The organism is Endothiovibrio diazotrophicus (assembly GCF_054657215.1).
This window is the reverse complement of record NZ_BAAHXB010000074.1, coordinates 1-18171: the sequence shown is the minus strand read 5'-3', so window position 1 is coordinate 18171 and position 18171 is coordinate 1. Positions and strand designations below refer to the sequence as shown.

The window sequence follows — 18171 nt, the reverse complement described above, 5'->3', positions numbered from 1 at the left end:
TCAGCCGCCCGGCAGCCTGCGCGCTTCGCGGACCACGTCGTAGAAGGCGTCCGAGCGCAGGGAGAAGCCCCTCACCTTTTCGGAGTCGGCGTGGAAGCGCGGGTCGTTTTCGGCGTCGAGGAGCACCTGGCGGAGCCGGGTGAAGGTCGCCTCCGGGAGGCTCGGCGCGGCGACGAAGGCGTTGTGGGGGATCGGTTGGGAGCGGGCGAGCAACCGGTAGTGGTCGCCGTTGCGGGCCACCGCCGCCTGGTAGCCGGTGGAGCTGGCGGCGCCGGCCTCCACCGAGCCGCGGGCGATGGCGTCGTAGACCTTGTCGTGGCGCTTGAGCATGAACAGCGGGCCGAGGTCGCGGTCGGGGTCGATGCCCCCCTGGCGCAGCACCATGCGGGGGTAGACGTAGCCGGAGGTGGAACCGCGGTCGGTGAAGGCGAAGCTGCGCCCCTTGAGGTCGTCGAGGGTGCGGATCGGCGAGTCGGCGCGGGTGACGATGAAGCTGCGGTAGTGGTCGTCGGGGGCCTTGGAGGTGACGAGATAGCGCAGCGCGGGGTTGGCCTCCTTGGCCTCGACGTAGCTGTTGCCGCCGAAGATGCCGATGTCCACCGCGCCGGCGCCCATCCGCTCGCCCAGTTCACGGTAGTCGCCGGCAACGAAGAAGCGTACCTGGCGCTCCAGCTTGCGCTCCAGCAGTTCGATCAGCGGGGCGTAGAAGCGGGTCAGGGTGGCCTCGCTGCGCCACGGGACCGAGGCGATCACCAGGGGGGGCTCGCGGGTCCCGGTGGTCGGTTGGGTGGTGCCCCGGGCGGCGTTCTGTGCGGCGGCGGCCGGCCGGTCGGCCAGCACGGCGGCCAGCGCGATCAGCAGAAGCAGGGGGGCGAGCAGGCGGAGCAGCGGGGTGGACATGGTGGGGCGCTCAGTTGGGAAGCATGCAGGAGGGCGTGGGGAGTTGGTCGCGGAACGTCTCGCGGATCTCGATGAAGCGCTCGACGTGGGCCAGGAAGAGGTCGGCGAGCCGCGGGTCGAAGTGCTGCCCGCGCCCCTCGTGGAAGTGGTTGACCACCCGCTCCATGGGCCAGGCCGGTTTGTAGCAGCGGTCGTGGGAGAGGGCGTCGAAGACGTCGGCGATGGCGGTGACCCGCCCCTCGATGGAGATCTCCTCCCCGCGCAGCCCGCAGGGGTAGCCGTCGCCATCCCAGCGCTCGTGGTGCTCCAGCGCGATCACCGCGGCGCACTTGAGGATCGGGCGGTTGGAGTGGCGCAGCATCTCGTGGCCGAGCCGGGCGTGGGTCTGCATGATCGTCCACTCCTCGTCGGTGAGCCGGCCCGGCTTGTGCAGGATACGGTCGGGGATGCCCACCTTGCCGATGTCGTGCATCGGCGAGGCACTCTTGATCCGCTCCACCAGCGCGCCGTCGAGGCCGGCCAGCTCGCCCAGCAGACGGCTGTATTCAGCCACCCGCTTGACGTGCAGTCCGGTCTCGTGGGAGCGGGTCTCGGAGACCGCACCGAGGGTGAAGATCACCTCCCGCTGGGTCTCCTCGATCTCGCGGCTGAGGTGATCGATCTCGGTCAGCTTGGTCTCGATGATGCGCTGCAGATGGTCCTCGTAACTCTTCAGGCGGATGTGGGTGGTGACCCGCGAGAGCAGTTCGGTGTCGTTGAACGGTTTGCTGATGTAGTCGACTCCGCCGACCGAGAAGGCGTCGGCGACCCGGTCGCTCTCGGTGTGGGCGGTGAGGAAGATCACCGGGGTGGTGAGGTTGATGCCGGGGCGGCTCTTCAGCCGCCGGCAGAGCTGGAAGCCGTCCATTCCCGGCATCATCACGTCGAGCAGGATCAGCTCGAAGGGGTCCCGCTCGGCCAGCGTCAGCGCCTCCTCGCCGTCGAGGGCGTAGGAGAGGTCATAGCCCGCCGGTTCCAGGATCGAGGCGACCAATTGGATGTTCTTCGGGGTATCGTCGACGATCAGCACGCGCGAGGAAGGGAACGGATTCACGGCGTGGCCTCCGGGAAGGTGGGGCGGCGCCTCGTACCCGCTACGGCCCCGGGGGCGATCGGCTTCGGCGTTGGGCGGTGCGGGTCGGTGGAAAATGCCGCGGATGGTGGCGAAGGGTGCCACCGCTCCATTGCAGGTGGTTGACAGCCGCCCGGCCGGACGGCTCGGGGAGGGGATGGGTGACCGTTGCCGGCAACGCTCCGAGCAGACGCCGCTCTTCAACACGAAGGGCACCAGGAAAGAGGCACGACGGACACGAGGAGTCGATGGGGTGGCGTTTCGTCTGGCTGCCCCGAGTGGCCTTGTCGGTGGCCGTTCCGTTCAGCATGGCGCCCACAGGGCACCCCGTGGGCGCCGTGTGGAGCGAGGACACCCCCTGAACGGTACGAAAAGAAGGAGCGATGGAAACAAGGAATCCCTTCGTCTCTAGCGGTGATGCTGGTGCAGCAGGCTCTGCTTGGTGGCGGCGAAGGCGAGCACCGGAATGAAGGTCTCGACCCGGGCGGAACGCTCCATCTGATCGCGGTAGCTCTGGTAGGTGGTGCGGATCTCCCGCTCGCGGGCGCCGCCGAATTCGTCGATCAGGAGGCGGATGCCCGATTCGTGTTTGACGTCTGGGGTACTCATGGAACCCTCCCAAGGCTCGGGAAGAGCGGCGGGCCTCCTTCTCGGAACAGGGCTCGTCCCTGACGATCGGTCGCTGCTCATAGGCGGAATATAGTTGCCGGATAGGGGATTGTCATTAGCGTCATCGGTAGTTTTTCGTAGATGGCGTCGAGGCTTTTCGGGCCGCCCGCTGGCCCGGATTGGCGCGGCGCAACGCGTCGCGACGAGGCGCTCTTCGCGGAGCGACCGGACCGGCGCCTACTCCGCCCGCCCTGCTATCCCGTCGGGCCCTTGTCGGCGGTGCCACGGGGTCGCAATATAGGGCGCATAGATTGGCGCGGCCCCGGCCTTTTCCCGCCGTTCCAATCAGGAGTTCCGCATGAGCAATCAAGATATGGATTCGCCTGGCGAAGCCGATGGCGGGAGCGGGCGGATGAACGAGGCGGTGCTGCGTGGCTCGGTGTGGGCCTTCGTCGGCCTCTTCTTCGGCGTGCTCTATTCGCTCTTCGTGGTGCTCGCCGAGGTGTGGCGATGGCCCGTGGAGCCCCACTTGGTGGCCGGCACGCTGGCCGCCACCATCGGCTCGCTGATCTATGGCAGCATGCGTCTGGCGGTGGTGGTGGCGATGGTGGTTTCGCTGCTCTGCGTGATGCTTTTCGTGCGCGCCGAGGGGGTGTTGCCGCTGACCACCCTGCTCGCGGTGGTGGTGCCGGCCGGCGCCTTGATCGGCGCGCTCTATGGGGCGTCGCAGCGGCGCAGCGACTGCTTCGGGCCGGGCTGCTCGCGGGTCTACCGCGCCGACGCCAAGGGGCTCGCCGGGCTCTTTTCGGGGGCGGTGGCCTCGCTCGCCCTGTTCGCGCTGTTCGCGCTCGTCGGTCAACCCTCGGCCGGGGTGGTGGTGGCGCTGCTCTGCGCGGTCACCGGCTACCTCTACATGACCGTGCTCCCGTTCTGTCTCGGGCGTTTCACCGATCTGCTGCCGCCCACCGGCGACGGTGCCCTGGTGGGTGCCTGCGCGGCGCTGCTCATCGCGCTCTTCTTCTTCGTCATGGTCGGTGGTATCGACCCGCAGGTGGTGGGGGAGTACGCGGGGGCGGTGGGGCGGATCCAGGAGTCGCTGCTGGAGGCGGTGGTGGGCGGGGCGCTGGGGGCGGGGTGCGGCGGCTTCCTGCTCGGTCTCGGGAAGGCGGAGTGGAAGGACTATTGACCTGCAGGTCGCCGCTACCGCGGCGACGGGAACGGGGGCGGCGGGGGGCGGGATGGGAGGTGGTTGCCGATCGCTACCTGACGTTCGGACCGTTCGGCGCGAGGTTTCCCGGTGGTGCTTTCGTTCGCGTCGCCGCGGTAGCGGCGACCTACGGCGGCGCGGCGAGCGAATCCCGGGGGGGGCTGGGCGGTGAAAATTAATCGTTCGAAGTGGCGGTTATCCATGCGCTTTGTGGCGGCGAGCAGGGAACTCGCCGTACGAAATGATTTCTACCTGCCGCGGTTTTTTGTCATTCTTCGTTCACGATCGCTCCGTAGAGTGGCGCCTCGCTTTCGGGGGCCCTTGCGGCGTCTTTCCGGTACCATCTCTAAAGGTCGCTAAATTGTTTGAAGAACGGGTCACTTTCGATTTGTTTGATCTTCGTCTGAAATTCGCCCGATGGGGGAGGGTGTCATGAATCCCCTTCGCGACACCGCGGTGCTGTTCGCCACCCTGATGCTGTTCTGGGTGATGCTGGCCGGTTCCCTGGCGGCCGACGTCCTGCTGGTCGGCGCCGCCGTCTCCCTGGCCATCGCCCTGCTGTTCCGCGACGGCCTCTCCTTCTTCACCGAGTTCCGCTTCACCCGCGAGGCGATCGTCGCCGGCTTCCTCTATTACGGCTACTTCTTCAAGGAGCTGATCCGCTCCAACTTCAAGCTGGCCGCCATCGTCCTCTCGCCCTCGCTGCCCATCGCCCCCGGCATCGTCAAGGTGCACACCAACCTCAAGAGCCGGATGGGGCGGCTGATGCTCGCCAACTCCATCACCCTGACCCCCGGCACCCTGACCGTGGAGCTGGAGGGGGAGTGGCTCTACGTCCACTGGGTCACCGTGGAATCGGCCGACATCGAGGAGGCCACCAAGCGCATCGCCTCCGGCTTCGAGTCCTACCTGGAGGTGATGTATGGCTGAGGGCTTGGTGCTGATCGCCGCGGCGCTGGTGGCGGGGGCCTTCCTGCTCGCCCTGTGGCGCTTCATCCAGGGGCCCACCGCGGCCGACCGGGTGGCCGCCTTCGACGTGATGACGGTGATCTCCATCACCGTCATCGCGCTGGCCGCGCTGAGCGAGGGGCGGGGCATCTATCTCGACGTGGCGCTGGTCTACGCGCTGCTCTCGTTCCTCGGGGTGATCGCGGTCGCCCGTTATCTGGAGGGGCGCTTCTGATGGGCGGTCTGCTCGATATCGTCGGCGGGGTGCTGCTGGTGGCCGGCGCCGCCTTCCTGCTCTTCGGCGGGTTGGGGCTGGTGCGCATGCCCGATCTCTACAACCGCATCCAGGCCGGCACCAAGACCACCACCCTGGGCTCGCTGCTGACCCTCGGCGGGGTCGCCTGCATCGAGCCGGCGTGGGGCTGGAAGCTGCTGCTGATCGCGGTCTTCCTGCTCTTCACCAACCCGCTCTCCTCCCAGGTGCTGGCCCGCGCCTCCCACCGCGGGCGGGTGCAGCAGGTGGAGTCCACCACGGTGGACCGGCTGGCCGAAGACCACGGAGTCGAACGATGAGCCTGTTGCTGGCCCTGACCCTGTTGATCTGCGCCGCCATGGTCGGTGCGGCGCTGGTGGCGATCCACGTCCAGCGCGTATCCATGGCGATGCTCTCCGCCGGTCTGGTGAGCCTGCTCGCCTCGGTGCAGTTCCTGCTGCTCGCCGCCCCCGACGTGGCGATGACCGAGGCGGCCATCGGCAGCGGGTTGACCACCTTCCTCTTCTTCTTCGTGCTCGGCCGGGTGCGCGGGGGGCAGAAGCATGATTAGGCGCTTCTCGGTGCTGCTGCTGCTGGTCGGCCTCGGCGCCATCTTCGTCGGGCTGTTCGCCGGCTACACCCCGGACAGCGAACTCAACCTGAGCGGCCGCTACTACGCCGAGCACACCGCCGCCGACGTCGGTGCGGCGAACATCGTCACCGCGATCATCGTCACCTACCGCGGTCTCGACACCCTGGGCGAGGTGACGGTGCTCTTCCTCACCGCGGTGATCGTCGGCCTGGTGCTCTCCCGCGGGCGCCAGGAGCGCTCGTTGCAGCGTCAGTTGCCGGAACCCGGCGAGCTGCTCGCCATCGGCAGCCGGATGCTGGTGCCGCTGATCCTGCTGCTCGGCGCCTACGTCTTCGTCAACGGTCACCTCACCCCCGGCGGCGGCTTCCAGGGCGGTGCGATCATCGCCTCGGGCGTGCTGATGCTGCTGCTCACCGACCCGGCGCGGCGCTTCGGCCACGGGCTGATCTCGCGGGTGGAGTCGGTCTCCGGGGTGGTCTACGTGCTGATCGGGCTGGCCGGGCTGTTCTTCGCCGGCGGCTTCCTCGACAACCGCATCCTGCCGCTGGGGGATTTCGGCTCGATCTTCTCCGCCGGCGCGATCCCGGTGATCTACTCCTTCGTCGGTCTGAAGGTGGGCGCCGAGTTCAGCTCCATGCTGGTCAATCTTTCCGAGACGGAGGGCACGTAATGGAGATGGAGACCATCGCCATCGCCACCGGATTCCTGCTGGTGCTGATCGGCCTCTACGGGGCGCTGACCAACCGCAACATCCTGCGCATCATCGTCGCCTTCAGCATCGCCACCACCGGGGTCAACCTGGTGATGGTGGCGATCGGCTACATGCACGGGCGCACCGCGCCGATCCTCGACGAGGCGGTGTCGGCGGCGGATGCGGTGATGCGGGTGATCGATCCGGTGCCCCAGGCGCTGGTGCTCACCGCCATCGTCATCGGCCTCGGCGTCACCACCCTGATGCTCGCCTACGCCTACAAGCTCTATGAATCGAAGGGCAGCCTCGACATCGCCAAGTTCACGGAGCTGAAATGGTAAACGCCGTCTTCCTCATCGCCGTCGGCCTCGGCGCGGCGTTCCTGCTCGGGCTGCTGCGCGACTCCTGGCGCGACGTCGCCTACGGCATCACCCTGCTGGCCCTGGCGCTGATGGCCGCCATCGCCGGCAACTGGGTGTGCGCCTTCGGCGTGGAGGGGGCGCAGGCGGTGGACGTCTTCACCGCCGGCACCGCGCCGCCCTTTGCCATCAACCTGCGGATGGGGCTGGCGGAGGCGGCTCTGACCCTGCTGGTGACCCTCACCGCGCTGCTCTCGGCGCTCTACCTGCGCGACACCCTGCGCCGCCTCGGCCGGCGCGCCATGGCGGTGCTGCTGGTGGTGACCATGGCGCTCTCCGGGATCATCCTCACCCGTGACCTGTTCAACCTGTTCGTCTTCTTCGAGCTGGCGGTGATTGCCAGCGCCGGCCTGATCCTGCTCTCGGCCAGCCGCTCGGCGCTGGCCGCCGGCTTCAAATACCTGATCGTCTCCCAACTGATGTCGATCCTGCTGCTGCTCGGCATCATCTTCGCCTACCACGCCACCGGCACCCTCAACATCGACGGCATGGCCGCCGCCCATCTCGGTGCGCTGAAGGGCGGGGCGCTCGCCTTTTTCCTCATCTTCATCGCGGTGGTGGCGGAGCTGAAGCCGTTTCCCGCCAACGGCTGGGCGCTGGACCTCTACGAGTCGGCCCACCCCGCCTTCTCGGCGATCCTCTCCGCGGCGATGGCCGGCGGCGCGGCGCTGTTCGCCGCCGACAAGGTGCTCGCCATCGGCGGCGCCGAGTGGCTGCCGGTGGCCACCGCCATCGGCCTGGTCAGCTTTGTCGCCGCCAACCTGCTGGCACTGCCCCAGGAGAACGACCGGCGCATGCTCGGCTACTCCTCGGTGGGGCAGGTGGGGCTGATGCTGGTGGTGATCGGCCAGCGCGATCTGCTCGGCGAGAACTACCTCTATATCGCCGGCGGCATCCTGCTCTCCCACGCGGTGGCCAAGGCGGGTCTGTTCTGGCTCTCCGGGCTGCTGGCGCAGCGCGAGCTGACCGCCTGGAGCGCGTTGCGCGAGCGGCCGCTGCTGCTGTTTGCCTTCGTCACCTTCCTCGCCATGCTCACCGGTCTGCCGCCGTTCCCCGGCTTCTACGCCAAGTGGGAGCTGATCGGCGCGCTGGCCCACGCCGGCCGCTATCCGGTGATGGGGCTGATCCTGTTCGCCGCGCTGATCGAAGCGGCCTACCTGTTCCGCTGGTTCGGCTTCGTCATCAAGCGTCAGCCGGAGGCGGGCAGCGAGCCCCTTGGCTCGTCGCTGGTCAAGCGCGGGGTGATCCTCGCCGCCGCCGCCGCCGCCTGGGGGCTCGCCTGGCAGTGGGGTGAACTCTCCCCCCACGGCAACCTGCTGCACGCCCTGCCGCTGCTCTTCGCGCTCGCCTTCCTCGCCCTGGAGTGGCTGCCGGCATGGCTGAAGAACACCCTGGCCATCGCCGGGCTGGTCGGCTGGTTCCTGCTCCACTACGGCAGTTACGACGAGCTGCGAATGATCTTCGGCGTGGTGATCCTGCTCGGCGGGGCGCTGATCCTGCTCGCCAGCTACGACGCACAGGGATGTGCTAGTGTCGCGGGAGGCAGGAAGCCGGGAGCGACCCACGCCCACGGTCGCCGCGTCGGCTTCTACCCGGCGGCGATGTTGATGTACGCCGGGCTCGCCCAGCTGATCGTCGCCGAGGAGACCTTCCACTTCTTCGCTGCCTGGGAGCTGCTCACCGTCGGCTCCTACTTCCTGATCCTGCGCGGCAAGCGCTCCGAGCCCCACGCGCTCTCCTATCTGGTCTTCTCCCTGGGCGGCGCCTTCCTGATCCTCGCCGGCTTCTCGATCGCGGCCCAGGGGACGGTCCACTTCCCGGTCGCCGGCCTGACGGATCTGGTGCAGCCGCTGGCGCCGTGGGTGTTCCTGCTGCTGGCGGTGGGCTTCATGACCAAGACCGCCGCCATCGGACTCCACATCTGGCTCCCCGGCGCCCACTCCGAGGCGGAGACCGACGTTTCGCCGATGGTCTCCGGCATCCTGCTCAAGGCGGGGGTGTTCGGCCTCATCGTGCTGGTCACCAGCATGGGCAAGCAGCAGCTCTACGGCATCGAGCTGACCCACGTGATGCTCTGGATCGGCGCGCTGTCGGCGCTGATCGGCAACCTGATGGCCGCCTTCCAGGAGGATGCCAAACGGTTGCTCGCCTACTCCTCCATCGGCCAGATGGGCTACGCCCTGTTCGGTCTGGCGATGATGAACCACCTCGGCCTGTTGATGGCGCTGATGTTCGTGATCAACCACTACATCTACAAGTCGATGCTGTTCCTCTCGGTGGGCGGTGTCGCCAAGCGCACCGGCACCCGCGAGATGTATCGTATGGGCGGGCTGATCACCCTGATGCCGCTCTCCTTCATCGCCGTGCTGGTCGGCATCATCGCGCTCTCCGGGGTACCGCCGCTCTCCGGCTTCGGCGGCCGCTGGATCTTCTACAACGCGATCATGACCGCCGACTATCGGTGGCCGATCATCATCCTCTTCCTCGCCGGACCGATCGCCTTCCTCTATCTCTTCCGGTTGATCCACACCATCTTCCTCGGCCAGTTGAAGGACGAACACCGCAAGCTCAAGGAGGCGCCGTTCTGGATCGTCCTGCCGCAGATGATCTATGTCGCCTTCCTGGTGATCTTCGCCCTGGTGCCGGGGCTGGCGCTGCACAAGGTGGACAACTACATCGGCCAATTCTTCCCCGATGGCGGGTTGAATTGGGAGGGGCTCACCATCACCAGCCACTTCGGCTATTGGAGCCCGATCTCGATCATGATCGTGGTGGCGGTGATCTTCGTCACGCTCTTCTCCTGGCTACTGTTCGTCAATCGTAAGGCGCAGAAGGTGAAGCAGTTCAACATCGTCTATGCCGCCGAGCGTCCCTATCGGCCGGAGACCACCCACTTCGCGTGGAACTTCTTCGCCCCCTACCGCAAGGCGCTCGGCTTCCTCACCCAGCCCTTCGTCACCCGCTTCTGGGAGGGGATCGCCGACCTGCTGCACACCGGTGCCGACCTCACCCGGCGGATCTACACCGGCAACGGCCAGACCTACGCGATCCATCTGCTGGCCTTCGTCGTCGTCGTCTTCCTGATGTCCAAGGGGATCTGACCGATGGATTCGTTCGACTGGATGAAGATCCCCTATTCGCTGCTGACGCTGTTCATCGTCGTCAACTTCGGCCTGCTGCTCAACGCGCTGATCGCCAAGATCGGCGCGCGGGTGGGGCGCCGCCACGGCATCCCGATCTGGCAGAACTACCTCGACCTGGTGAAGAACTACGCCCTGCGCACCTCCATCACCCACGGCGTGATGTTCTACCTGGGGCCGGTCTTTCGGCTGGCCGGCGGCGTCGGCCTGCTGCTCTTCGTGCCGACCATCTACGGCTCGGAGATGTTCTCCAACCTGTCGTTCGCCGGTGATCTGATCCTCGCCCTCTACTTCGTCTTCTTCGGCACGCTGGGCATGGCGCTCGGCGCCGCGGAGAGTGGCCACCCCTATTCGGCGATCGGCATCACCCGCGGTCTCTCCCAGGTGACCGCCGCGGAACTCCCCTTCGCCCTGGCGGTGTTCGCGGTGGCGTTGCAGTATCAGACCCTATCCATTCCCGAGATTGTTGCCGCCCAGCAGGGTGGGATGCTCAACTGGACGCTCTTCACCAACCCGCTGGCGGTGGTGGCGGCGATGCTCTCCTTCCTCGGTTCGATGATGCGCCCGCCGTTCGATGTGGTGCTCGCCCCCCAGGAGATCCCGATCGGTCCGCCCACCGAGTACCACTCGTCGTACCTCGCGCTGATGCAGACCAACCGGGCGATCTTCCCCATCGCCAAGATCGTGGTCTACATGAACCTCTTCTTCGGCGGAGCGACCAGCTGGCCCCTGTTCTTCCTCAAGGTGTTCCTGATCTACATGTGCTCGGTGCTGGTCGGAGTGGTCTTCCCGCGCTTCCGGGTCGAGCAGTCGATCCGCTGGTTCCTGATCTGGGCGGTGCCGCTGGGCGTCGCCGCGGTGGTGGTGGTGTAGTCCGTGGGACGAGAAGAAAAGAAGAATGGCCACGGAGCCACGGAGGTCACGGAGCCGGTAAGGCGGCTTGTTAGTCGCATGACCCCGAACGTCGGGGTCCTCCTCTTCTCCGTGTCCTCCGTGGCTCCGTGGCAAAAGGGTTTTCGCGAATGAAAGATGAGCTGGAAAAACGCATTGTCCGCGCGCCCGACGGTCAGGAGATCGAGATCGAGCCGTTGCGCGACTACTTTTGCGAGGCGCCGCCGACGGTACAGACCCCGGCCTATACCCGGATCATCGAGAAGTTCTTCAACTGGGCCCGCTCCGAGTCGCTGTGGATCCTCGGCTTCGGCACCGGCTGCGGCGCCATCGAGATGCGCCCGCTGATGACCCCGCGCTTCGACGCCTACCGTTTCGGCGTGCAGTGGCGGCCGACGCCGCGTCAGTCGAACCTCTTCATCATCTCCGGTTACCTCTCCACCAAGACGTTGAAGCGGGCGATCCGCTCCTACGAGCAGATGCAGAGTCCGAAATACGTGATGGGGCTCGGCTCCTGCACCATCAACGGCGGCATGTACTGGGACTCCTACAACACCATCAAGCGGCTCGACGACTACCTGCCGGTGGATCTCTACGTCACCGGTTGCATGCCGCGCCCCGAGGCGCTGCTGCAAGGGTTCGAGGATCTGAAGAAGATCATCAAGGCGGGCGAGGGGGAGGGGGCCAACCGGTACGCCGAGAATTTCGCGTGGTACAAGGCCAACCAGAAGCGGGTGATCCACGATTGGGACATGCCGGATTACAACTGGTAATCCCGTAGGAGCGGTTTCGACCGCGACCGGGATGCCGTGTCTGTAACGGATCGGGTGATGCGGTCGCGGTCGAAACCGCTCCTACGGGAAAGTGAATTTTTCGAATCGGTGCTATTGAATGCGTGAACTGTACGACAGATTGAAACAGCGGTTCGAATTGGGTGAGCTGACCGAGCAGCGTCCCGATCTCGCCTTCATCACCGTGGCGCGCGAGGTGCTGCGCCCGCTGTTGCTCCACCTGCGGGACAAGGAGGGCTTCACCCATCTGGTGCTGCTCACCGCGGTGGATTGGATCGAGGAGGGCGAGTTCCAGCTCACCTACCTCCTCTCCAATCGCAAGGCGGCGGTGGACGTCGGCCTGCGCCTGATGATCCCCCGCGACGGCGTCGCCATGGAGAGCATCCACGACCTCTGGCCCACCGCCGCCACCTACCAGCGGGAGCTGCGCGAGATGTTCGGCATCGACTTCCCCGACAGCCCGCGGGTCAATGAAGAGTTCATCCTGGAGGGGTGGCGCGACATCCCCCCCTACCGCCGCGACTTCGACACCCTGAAGTATGCGCAGGAGAGCTACAACGACCGCCCCGGCCGTGAGACCCGCGACCCCGAGCAATACATGAAAGAACAACTCTATCCGGACGGGAAGTGACATGGCCTACCAACCGGATCGCAGCCAATATCCGAGCCGCCGCCCCGACGGCAGCCTCGACATCGACCTCACGTCGGGCAAGTACCTGAAGCTGTGGCAGGGCCCCCAGCACCCCGGCATCACCGGCAACATGTCGGTGGAGCTGACCGTCTGCGGCGACGAGGTGGTCGAGGGGCGGACCCACGTCGGCTATCTCCACCGCGGCTTCGAGAAGCTGATGGAGCGGCGCACCTTCATCCAGTGCTTCCCCATCGTCTGCCGCATCTGCGTCCCCGAGCCCGACTTCAACGAATACTGCTACGCCGCCGCGGTGGAGGAGCTGGCCGGGCTGGTGATCCCCGAGAAGGCCCACTGGATCCGCACCCTGATCCTGGAGATGGGACGGATCAACAGCTATTTGATGTACATGGGTGGCCAGGCCGGCGCCTTCGGCCAGGGGGTGATCGGCCAGTGGACCACCTATGTCCGCGACCTGATGCTCGACCGTTTCGAGGAGCTGACCGGCGCCCGCATCTACCACATGTTCATCCTCCCCGGCGGGGTGCGCGACGACCTGCCGGAGGGCTTCGCCGGGCGCATGGAGGAGACCCTGCGGGAGCTGGAGAGCACCATGCGGGACGTGCTCGACGTGATGTTCCACAACGCGGTGTTCAAGAAGCGCGCGGTCGGGGTGGGCTACATCGACCCCGAGCTGGTGGATTCCTACGGCGTTACCGGGCCCACCGCCCGCGCCGCTGGTGTGGCCAAGGACGTGCGCCGGGACCAGCCCTACCTGGTCTACCCGGAGCTGGATTTCGAGCCGGTCACCGGCACCGATTCGGACATCTACACCCGTGCCGACGTGCGCCGCCGCGACCTGCTGATGTCGATCGACCTGGTGCGCCAGATCCTGGCGAAAATGCCCGATGACAAGGGGCCGGTGATGGCCGATCTGCCCAACGTGCTGCACTGGAAGATCCCCCGCGGCGAGACCTACGTCCGCGGCGAGTGCTCGCGCGGCGAGTACGGCTACTATCTGGTCACCGACGGCAGCGGCTACCCGCGCCGGGTCAACGTCCGCGGCCCCTCGTACACCCACGCGATGGCCCTGCTGGAACGGCTGATCGTCAACTGCAACATCTCGGACGTGGCCGGCCTGATGGTCTCCCTGCACACCTACCCGCCGGAGATCGAGCGCTGATGTTTTTGGAAGAATTTGCCACGGAGGCACGGAGAACACAGAGGTGTTGGAAGCGATGTATGCATTAAGACGATCGGTCTGCGTTTCGATGTCGTCCAGCGATATTCCCGGGTGTCTCGGTGGGGCTTCGCGCGCATTGCGTTTTCTCCGTGGACTCCGTGGACTCCGTGTCTCCGTGGCCAAAGAGGTTTTCCGTTCCGAGGAGGCACGGCAATGAGCGTGCGCGACGTCCTCTCCCCGTTCACCGCCTGGAAGAACCTGCTGCGCGAGCCGGTGACCATCGCCGACCCGCTCAACGAGCGTCCCGGCTCGGCCCGCTATCGCGGCTTCCACAAGAACGACGTGGAGTTGTGCATCGGCTGCGGCACCTGCGAGGCGATCTGCCAGAACGGCGCCATCGACATGCTGCCCTCCGATGGCATCGCGACCAAGCCCGGCGACTCCGGTCTGCGCCCGCGTATCGACTACGGCCGCTGTTGCTGGTGCGCGCTCTGCGTCGACGTCTGCATGACCCGCTCGCTGACCATGTCCAACGAGTACAAGTGGGTGGAGCGCGACCCCGACGCCTTCCGCTACATGCCGGGCGTCGACGCCAAGCCGTGGGATCACGCGGAATTGGGCTACCACCGCCCCGACGACCACCGGCTGATGGCGCGCGAGCGGGTTGCGATGGGCGAGATGGGCCCCCAGGTGCGGATCGAGTCCTTCGGCGAGATCGTCGCCGGCTACACCGTCGAGCAGGCGCAGCTGGAGGCCGATCGCTGCGTCTCCTGCGGGCTCTGCGTCGCCACCTGCCCGACCCACATGTCGATCCCCGACTACATCGCCGCGATCCGCGACGGCGACTACGAACGCGGCCTGCAGATCCTCTACGAGACCAACCCGTTCTCCCAGGTGTGCGGCCGGGTCTGCACCCGCAAGTGCGAGGACACCTGCGCGGCGCGGCATGAGGGGGACCCCATCGCCATCCGCTGGCTGAAGCGCCACATCGTCGATCAGGTCCCCTACGACCGGTTCCGCGAGCTGGTCGGCGGTCCCGCGCCGGCCACCGGCAAGAAGGTGGCGATCATCGGCGCCGGCCCCGCCGGTCTCACCGCCGCCTTCGATCTGGCGCGCAAGGGCCATGGGGTCACCGTCTTCGAGGCAAAGGCCGCCGCCGGCGGCATGACCCGCTACGGCATCCCGGAGTATCGTCTCCCCTACGATGCGTTGGATCGCGACGTCGATCTGATCCTCTCCATGGGGGTGGATATCCACTACAACTGCCGCATCGGCGTCGACAAGACGATGGATGCACTGCACGAGGAGTTCGATGCGGTGCTGCTCGCCATCGGTCTCCAGGAAGGGCGCCAGACCCGCATCCCGCAGTCCGACAACGCCGGGGTCTACCGCGCCGTCGATCTGCTGCACAAGATCACCGCCAACGAGCCCTTCGAGCTGCCCTACCGGGCGGTGGTGATCGGCGGTGGCAACGTCGCCATGGATATCGCCCGCTCGCTGGCCCGCCTGCAGAAGAAGTACCTGGACAAGGTGGACGTGGTGGTCACCGCGCTGGAGGATCAGCAGCACTTCATGGCCGACCCCGACGAGATCAAGGAAGCGCTGGAGGAGGGGGTGGTGATCCGCGACCAGTGCGGGCCGCAAGGGTGCGAGATCAGTGCCGACGGCAAGCTGATCGGTTTGAAGACCTGGAAGGTGGTGTCGATCTTCGACGAGAACCACCGCTTCGCGCCCAAATACGACGAGGCCGCGGAGATCATCCACCCCTGCGACACGGTGATCGAGGCGATCGGCCAGTTCGCCGATACCTCGCTGCTCGGCGACCGGTTCACCGAGGCGCTGGAGTGGAACCGCGGCCGTATCCAGATCGACGCCGACGGCCGCACCACGCTGCCCTGGCTCTGGTCGGCCGGCGATTGCGTCAACGGCCCCGACGTGGTCCACGCGGTGGCCGACGGTCACCGGGTGGCGGCCAGTATCGATGGGGTCCTGATGGAGACAACGTCATGAGCGAAGGCACCGGCCACCAACGGCTGCAGGGGCTGACCACCGTCAAGGAGATCCTGGCGGTGGCCACCGACTTCGAGCGCACCGCTCGGGACTTCTACAGCGCGCTCGTTCCCAAGGTGAGCAAGAAGCTCCGCTATCTGGCCGAGGAGTTGGCCGAGGAGGAGCAGCGCCACTTCGACCTCTTCTCCGGGCTGAACGAGCGGGGCGACCTGGATGATGCCCTGGCCGAGGCGATCGAGCGTCCCGCCAGCGATCGCAAGTTCTCCGACTGTATCCTCACCCCCGACCTGGGCGAGAACCCCGATGATCAGGCGGTGCTGCAATACGCCCTGATGCGTGAGCACGCCGCCATGGAGCAGTACCACGCCCTGGCCGACGCCACCTCCCCCGGCCCGATCCACGACCTCTTCCGCTACCTCGCCAACGAGGAGACCAAGCACAAGAACGAGCTGGAGAAGCTCTACTACGAGATCGTCCACAGCGGCGGGGTCTGACTCCTTTTTCCCCGTAACCGCCGCGGCCGCTGAGAGGCCTCAGTGGGGAAAAAGGAGAATTGAAGGATGTAGGGCTGAGCTGGACCCCGCTGAAAGCGTCGTAGGGTGTGCCGACGATAGGAGGCGCACCACCTCAATTTTGGCACTTCCTGAATAGTTGAAACCGATACCGAACGGGGCCGTAGGTCGGCGCTACCGCGCCGACGCAAACGCACGCACCGCTCTTTCAGCGTCCACCGTGCTCGCCGAATGGAGCGACCCGGATTGGGGAATCGACCAGGGAACATGCGGGTGATCGGGCGGTGAAAATCGGGTATTTCCAATTCGCGGTGCGCTACGGCGACAAGGAAGCGAACTTTTCCCGTGTCGAGCAGGCGATGGCAGGGGCGGATCTCGACCTGTTGGTGTTGCCGGAACTCTTCTCCACCGGTTATATCTTCCGGAGTCCGGATGAGGCCTACGCCCTTGCGGAACCCGTCCCCGAGGGAGAGACCACGCGCCGGATGATCCGCTGGGCGGAGGAGCGGCAGGCCTTCATCGCCGGTGGGCTGCTGGAGATCGAAGGGGATCGGCTGTTCAGCACGGTCGTGGTGGCCGGGCCTGCCGGTGTCGTGGCGCGATATCGAAAAATCCATCCATCCCTTTCCGAAAGACTGTTTACGCCCGGCGAGGCGCTCAGCTCCTTCGATCTGCACGGCGTTCCCATCGGCTTGGCCATCTGCAGCGACGGCGCGATGGAGGATATCCATCGCCGGTACCGACAGCACAAGGTGGCGTTGATCCTGCACCCGGCCAACTTCTGCGGCCAGGACATCCCGGCCGCGGTGGAGCGGTGGGTATCCCGCTACGGGACGCCGGTGCTGACCGTCAATCGCCTGGGCTTCGACGTGGCCAATGCGTTCGGTATCCGCTTCGTCGGAGGCAGCCGGCTGTTGGAGGCCGGGGGCGTTACCCGGATCGGCAGCGATGAACGGGAGGAGTTGCGGGTGTTCGAGTTTTCGGACAGGCGTGGGTGAGACGGCTGTTTCAAGGATGCAGAAGAAGTCCAGCGCCTCGATGTGGCACGATGCGGATCTCTGAGCGTGCCCAAACTATCCGCCGGAAAACCCCCGCGCTCAGTGCAGATTCCGTGATGGACAAAGAAAAACCCCCTCAAGCCGATTGATCACCGCTGGAGGGGGGCTCCTGAATCTTCGCCAAAAGAGTAGGGAGACGGTTCCAGTGTGTCAGTCCTCTCCAACACGGCCTCTCGCCCCGGCGGCGCCGGGAGTTGGCCGACCGACTCGATCTCTCCCCCAAGACCTTCTACCGCTGGCGCTGCTGGTGGCGGGAGCACTTTGTCGCCAGCGCCACTTGGCGAAGGTTGTCGCGGTTGCTGCTGCCCTCGCCGGAGGTCGAGGCGCTGCCCGGTGCGCTCCTCGGTCGGCTGTCCTGCGAGGACCTCGAAGGGCGCGTCATGGCCTCCAGGCCGCCGGGCGCCGGCTCGATCAGTTCGCCGATCTCCAGCGGCGCGCCCCAGCGGGGGACGCCGTTGTAGAGCACCAGGGGCAACACCGGCGGCAACTGGGCGCGGGGTTTCATCCGGCCCCGCTTGATCAGGTCCTGGTAGAGCAGGCCCAGGTAGGTGAGCAGGCGCACCGCCATGAAGGGGGCGATGGTCGACTGGAATTCCAGCAGCAGATAGACATAGACCCAGCGCTCCTTGAGGCGGACCCGCCAGACCATGTCGTCGATGCGCTCGCGCAGGTCGTCGCTGACGTAGCTGCCGGCCACCCGTTCGAGGGTGGAGAAGTCCAGCTCCTTCACCCAAGCCTCGTGGACAAACCCCTCCAGCAGGTCACGCACCAGCTCCGGGTGGCTGAAGAGGTGCTTGTAGCCGGAGTCGTGGGGTGCCATGGGGTTCTCGAATAATGTCTCCTTGAATTATCCGTTCTATGTCCTTTTGTGATCAATTGGGAGAATTCTGATAGGGAGGGAGTCGGTCGGTGAGGGGGACGGTGGAAGTGATATTCAAACGGATGTCGGCGCGGCGTCGGGTTGGTGATGGGGTGCGCGGTCGCGCCATCCACCCGGGCGCAGCACAGTCAAATCCTCCCCCTGTAGGAACGGCCCCAAGGCCGTCAATCCCTTTCGGCGAATACCTGCTCGATTGTTTCCGCGTCGAGAATGCGCTCCCCCCAGCGCTCCAGGATCTCCAGCGGGGCTTCGCCCAAGCGCTGGCCGACCCACTCCGGAAGCGAGCCGAAGCGCAACGAGAGCTGCCGTTTCAACAGCGCGGTCTCACCCTCTCTGCGCCCTTCGGTA

The 18171-nt window shown here is 66.2% G+C and carries 19 protein-coding genes and 1 pseudogene; 15 read left to right on the top strand and 5 right to left on the bottom strand.

Going from position 1 to position 18171, the window contains the following annotated elements:
* From ACYQ2W_RS17050 to ACYQ2W_RS17040, 3 genes are all read right to left on the bottom strand, one after another.
* Nucleotides 1-900, bottom strand: a complete 900-nt coding sequence (locus ACYQ2W_RS17050) for a phosphate/phosphite/phosphonate ABC transporter substrate-binding protein (protein WP_459869668.1) — start codon at nucleotides 898-900, stop codon at nucleotides 1-3.
* A 10-nt stretch (nucleotides 901-910) separates the two neighbouring features.
* The gene (locus tag ACYQ2W_RS17045; RefSeq protein WP_459869666.1) at nucleotides 911-1993 is read right to left on the bottom strand and encodes an HD domain-containing phosphohydrolase; all 1083 of its coding nucleotides are present in this window, start codon (nucleotides 1991-1993) and stop codon (nucleotides 911-913) included.
* Between the two features lie 426 nt (nucleotides 1994-2419).
* On the bottom strand, nucleotides 2420-2620 hold the full coding sequence (locus ACYQ2W_RS17040; RefSeq protein ID WP_459869664.1) for a three-helix bundle dimerization domain-containing protein: 201 nt from the start codon (nucleotides 2618-2620) through the stop codon (nucleotides 2420-2422).
* A gap of 358 nt (nucleotides 2621-2978) precedes the next feature.
* Here ACYQ2W_RS17040 and ACYQ2W_RS17035 point away from each other — a divergent pair, with 358 nt between their 5' ends.
* The 15 genes from ACYQ2W_RS17035 to ACYQ2W_RS16965 all read left to right on the top strand — a co-directional run bounded on the left by ACYQ2W_RS17035 (nucleotide 2979) and on the right by ACYQ2W_RS16965 (nucleotide 16883).
* Nucleotides 2979-3806, top strand: coding sequence for a hypothetical protein (locus ACYQ2W_RS17035; protein ID WP_459869661.1), 828 nt, complete (start codon nucleotides 2979-2981; stop codon nucleotides 3804-3806).
* A 453-nt stretch (nucleotides 3807-4259) separates the two neighbouring features.
* Nucleotides 4260-4757 carry a Na+/H+ antiporter subunit E gene (locus ACYQ2W_RS17030; protein WP_459869659.1) on the top strand — a complete coding sequence of 166 codons (498 nt, stop codon included), beginning with the start codon at nucleotides 4260-4262 and terminating at the stop codon, nucleotides 4755-4757.
* Nucleotides 4750-5010, top strand: coding sequence for a monovalent cation/H+ antiporter complex subunit F (locus tag ACYQ2W_RS17025; protein ID WP_459869656.1), 261 nt, complete (start codon nucleotides 4750-4752; stop codon nucleotides 5008-5010). The genes ACYQ2W_RS17030 and ACYQ2W_RS17025 overlap by 8 nt, the downstream gene beginning before the upstream one ends.
* A complete protein-coding gene (gene mnhG, locus ACYQ2W_RS17020; RefSeq protein WP_459869653.1) occupies nucleotides 5010-5348 on the top strand; it encodes a monovalent cation/H(+) antiporter subunit G in 339 nt (112 codons plus the stop codon). The genes ACYQ2W_RS17025 and mnhG overlap by 1 nt, the downstream gene beginning before the upstream one ends.
* A complete protein-coding gene (locus ACYQ2W_RS17015) occupies nucleotides 5345-5599 on the top strand; it encodes a Na(+)/H(+) antiporter subunit B (RefSeq protein WP_459869651.1) in 255 nt (84 codons plus the stop codon). The genes mnhG and ACYQ2W_RS17015 overlap by 4 nt, the downstream gene beginning before the upstream one ends.
* Nucleotides 5592-6290 carry a Na(+)/H(+) antiporter subunit B gene (locus tag ACYQ2W_RS17010; protein WP_459869649.1) on the top strand — a complete coding sequence of 233 codons (699 nt, stop codon included), beginning with the start codon at nucleotides 5592-5594 and terminating at the stop codon, nucleotides 6288-6290. The genes ACYQ2W_RS17015 and ACYQ2W_RS17010 overlap by 8 nt, the downstream gene beginning before the upstream one ends.
* Nucleotides 6290-6652, top strand: a complete 363-nt coding sequence (locus ACYQ2W_RS17005; RefSeq protein ID WP_459869647.1) for a sodium:proton antiporter — start codon at nucleotides 6290-6292, stop codon at nucleotides 6650-6652. Before ACYQ2W_RS17010 ends, ACYQ2W_RS17005 begins: the two co-directional genes overlap by 1 nt.
* Entirely contained in the window at nucleotides 6646-9831 is a 3186-nt protein-coding gene (locus tag ACYQ2W_RS17000) for a proton-conducting transporter transmembrane domain-containing protein (protein WP_459869644.1), read from the top strand. Before ACYQ2W_RS17005 ends, ACYQ2W_RS17000 begins: the two co-directional genes overlap by 7 nt.
* A gap of 3 nt (nucleotides 9832-9834) precedes the next feature.
* On the top strand, nucleotides 9835-10743 hold the full coding sequence (locus ACYQ2W_RS16995; RefSeq protein WP_459869641.1) for a respiratory chain complex I subunit 1 family protein: 909 nt from the start codon (nucleotides 9835-9837) through the stop codon (nucleotides 10741-10743).
* Nucleotides 10744-10892: 149 nt separating this feature from the next.
* On the top strand, nucleotides 10893-11534 hold the full coding sequence (locus ACYQ2W_RS16990; RefSeq protein WP_459869638.1) for a NuoB/complex I 20 kDa subunit family protein: 642 nt from the start codon (nucleotides 10893-10895) through the stop codon (nucleotides 11532-11534).
* A gap of 118 nt (nucleotides 11535-11652) precedes the next feature.
* Nucleotides 11653-12183, top strand: a complete 531-nt coding sequence (locus ACYQ2W_RS16985; RefSeq protein WP_459869635.1) for an NADH-quinone oxidoreductase subunit C — start codon at nucleotides 11653-11655, stop codon at nucleotides 12181-12183.
* Between the two features lies 1 nt (nucleotide 12184).
* Nucleotides 12185-13363, top strand: coding sequence for an NADH-quinone oxidoreductase subunit D-related protein (locus ACYQ2W_RS16980; RefSeq protein ID WP_459869632.1), 1179 nt, complete (start codon nucleotides 12185-12187; stop codon nucleotides 13361-13363).
* 213 nt (nucleotides 13364-13576) lie between these two features.
* Entirely contained in the window at nucleotides 13577-15373 is a 1797-nt protein-coding gene (locus ACYQ2W_RS16975; RefSeq protein ID WP_459869629.1) for an FAD-dependent oxidoreductase, read from the top strand.
* The gene (locus ACYQ2W_RS16970) at nucleotides 15370-15867 is read left to right on the top strand and encodes a ferritin family protein (RefSeq protein ID WP_459869626.1); all 498 of its coding nucleotides are present in this window, start codon (nucleotides 15370-15372) and stop codon (nucleotides 15865-15867) included. The genes ACYQ2W_RS16975 and ACYQ2W_RS16970 overlap by 4 nt, the downstream gene beginning before the upstream one ends.
* Before the next feature lie 302 nt (nucleotides 15868-16169).
* The gene (locus ACYQ2W_RS16965; RefSeq protein ID WP_459869623.1) at nucleotides 16170-16883 is read left to right on the top strand and encodes a nitrilase-related carbon-nitrogen hydrolase; all 714 of its coding nucleotides are present in this window, start codon (nucleotides 16170-16172) and stop codon (nucleotides 16881-16883) included.
* Nucleotides 16884-17325: 442 nt separating this feature from the next.
* Here the strand turns inward: ACYQ2W_RS16965 and ACYQ2W_RS16960 are convergent.
* A pseudogene (locus ACYQ2W_RS16960) lies at nucleotides 17326-17763 on the bottom strand (Rpn family recombination-promoting nuclease/putative transposase); the annotation flags it as partial.
* A gap of 224 nt (nucleotides 17764-17987) precedes the next feature.
* Nucleotides 17988-18171, bottom strand: a 184-nt coding sequence (locus ACYQ2W_RS16955) for a DUF4351 domain-containing protein (RefSeq protein WP_459869620.1), incomplete at its 5' end; no start/stop codon positions are given.

Coding starts and splice junctions, on each gene's coding strand:
- ACYQ2W_RS17030 (WP_459869659.1), top strand. CDS start 4,260: ATGAATCCCCTTCGCGACACCGCGGTGCTGTTCGCCACCCTGATGCTG.
- ACYQ2W_RS16975 (WP_459869629.1), top strand. CDS start 13,577: ATGAGCGTGCGCGACGTCCTCTCCCCGTTCACCGCCTGGAAGAACCTG.
- mnhG (WP_459869653.1), top strand. CDS start 5,010: ATGGGCGGTCTGCTCGATATCGTCGGCGGGGTGCTGCTGGTGGCCGGC.
- ACYQ2W_RS16980 (WP_459869632.1), top strand. CDS start 12,185: ATGGCCTACCAACCGGATCGCAGCCAATATCCGAGCCGCCGCCCCGAC.
- ACYQ2W_RS16990 (WP_459869638.1), top strand. CDS start 10,893: ATGAAAGATGAGCTGGAAAAACGCATTGTCCGCGCGCCCGACGGTCAG.
- ACYQ2W_RS16985 (WP_459869635.1), top strand. CDS start 11,653: ATGCGTGAACTGTACGACAGATTGAAACAGCGGTTCGAATTGGGTGAG.
- ACYQ2W_RS17025 (WP_459869656.1), top strand. CDS start 4,750: ATGGCTGAGGGCTTGGTGCTGATCGCCGCGGCGCTGGTGGCGGGGGCC.
- ACYQ2W_RS16970 (WP_459869626.1), top strand. CDS start 15,370: ATGAGCGAAGGCACCGGCCACCAACGGCTGCAGGGGCTGACCACCGTC.
- ACYQ2W_RS17035 (WP_459869661.1), top strand. CDS start 2,979: ATGAGCAATCAAGATATGGATTCGCCTGGCGAAGCCGATGGCGGGAGC.
- ACYQ2W_RS17040 (WP_459869664.1), bottom strand. CDS start 2,620: ATGAGTACCCCAGACGTCAAACACGAATCGGGCATCCGCCTCCTGATC.
- ACYQ2W_RS17050 (WP_459869668.1), bottom strand. CDS start 900: ATGTCCACCCCGCTGCTCCGCCTGCTCGCCCCCCTGCTTCTGCTGATC.
- ACYQ2W_RS17010 (WP_459869649.1), top strand. CDS start 5,592: ATGATTAGGCGCTTCTCGGTGCTGCTGCTGCTGGTCGGCCTCGGCGCC.
- ACYQ2W_RS17005 (WP_459869647.1), top strand. CDS start 6,290: ATGGAGATGGAGACCATCGCCATCGCCACCGGATTCCTGCTGGTGCTG.
- ACYQ2W_RS17000 (WP_459869644.1), top strand. CDS start 6,646: ATGGTAAACGCCGTCTTCCTCATCGCCGTCGGCCTCGGCGCGGCGTTC.
- ACYQ2W_RS17015 (WP_459869651.1), top strand. CDS start 5,345: ATGAGCCTGTTGCTGGCCCTGACCCTGTTGATCTGCGCCGCCATGGTC.
- ACYQ2W_RS16995 (WP_459869641.1), top strand. CDS start 9,835: ATGGATTCGTTCGACTGGATGAAGATCCCCTATTCGCTGCTGACGCTG.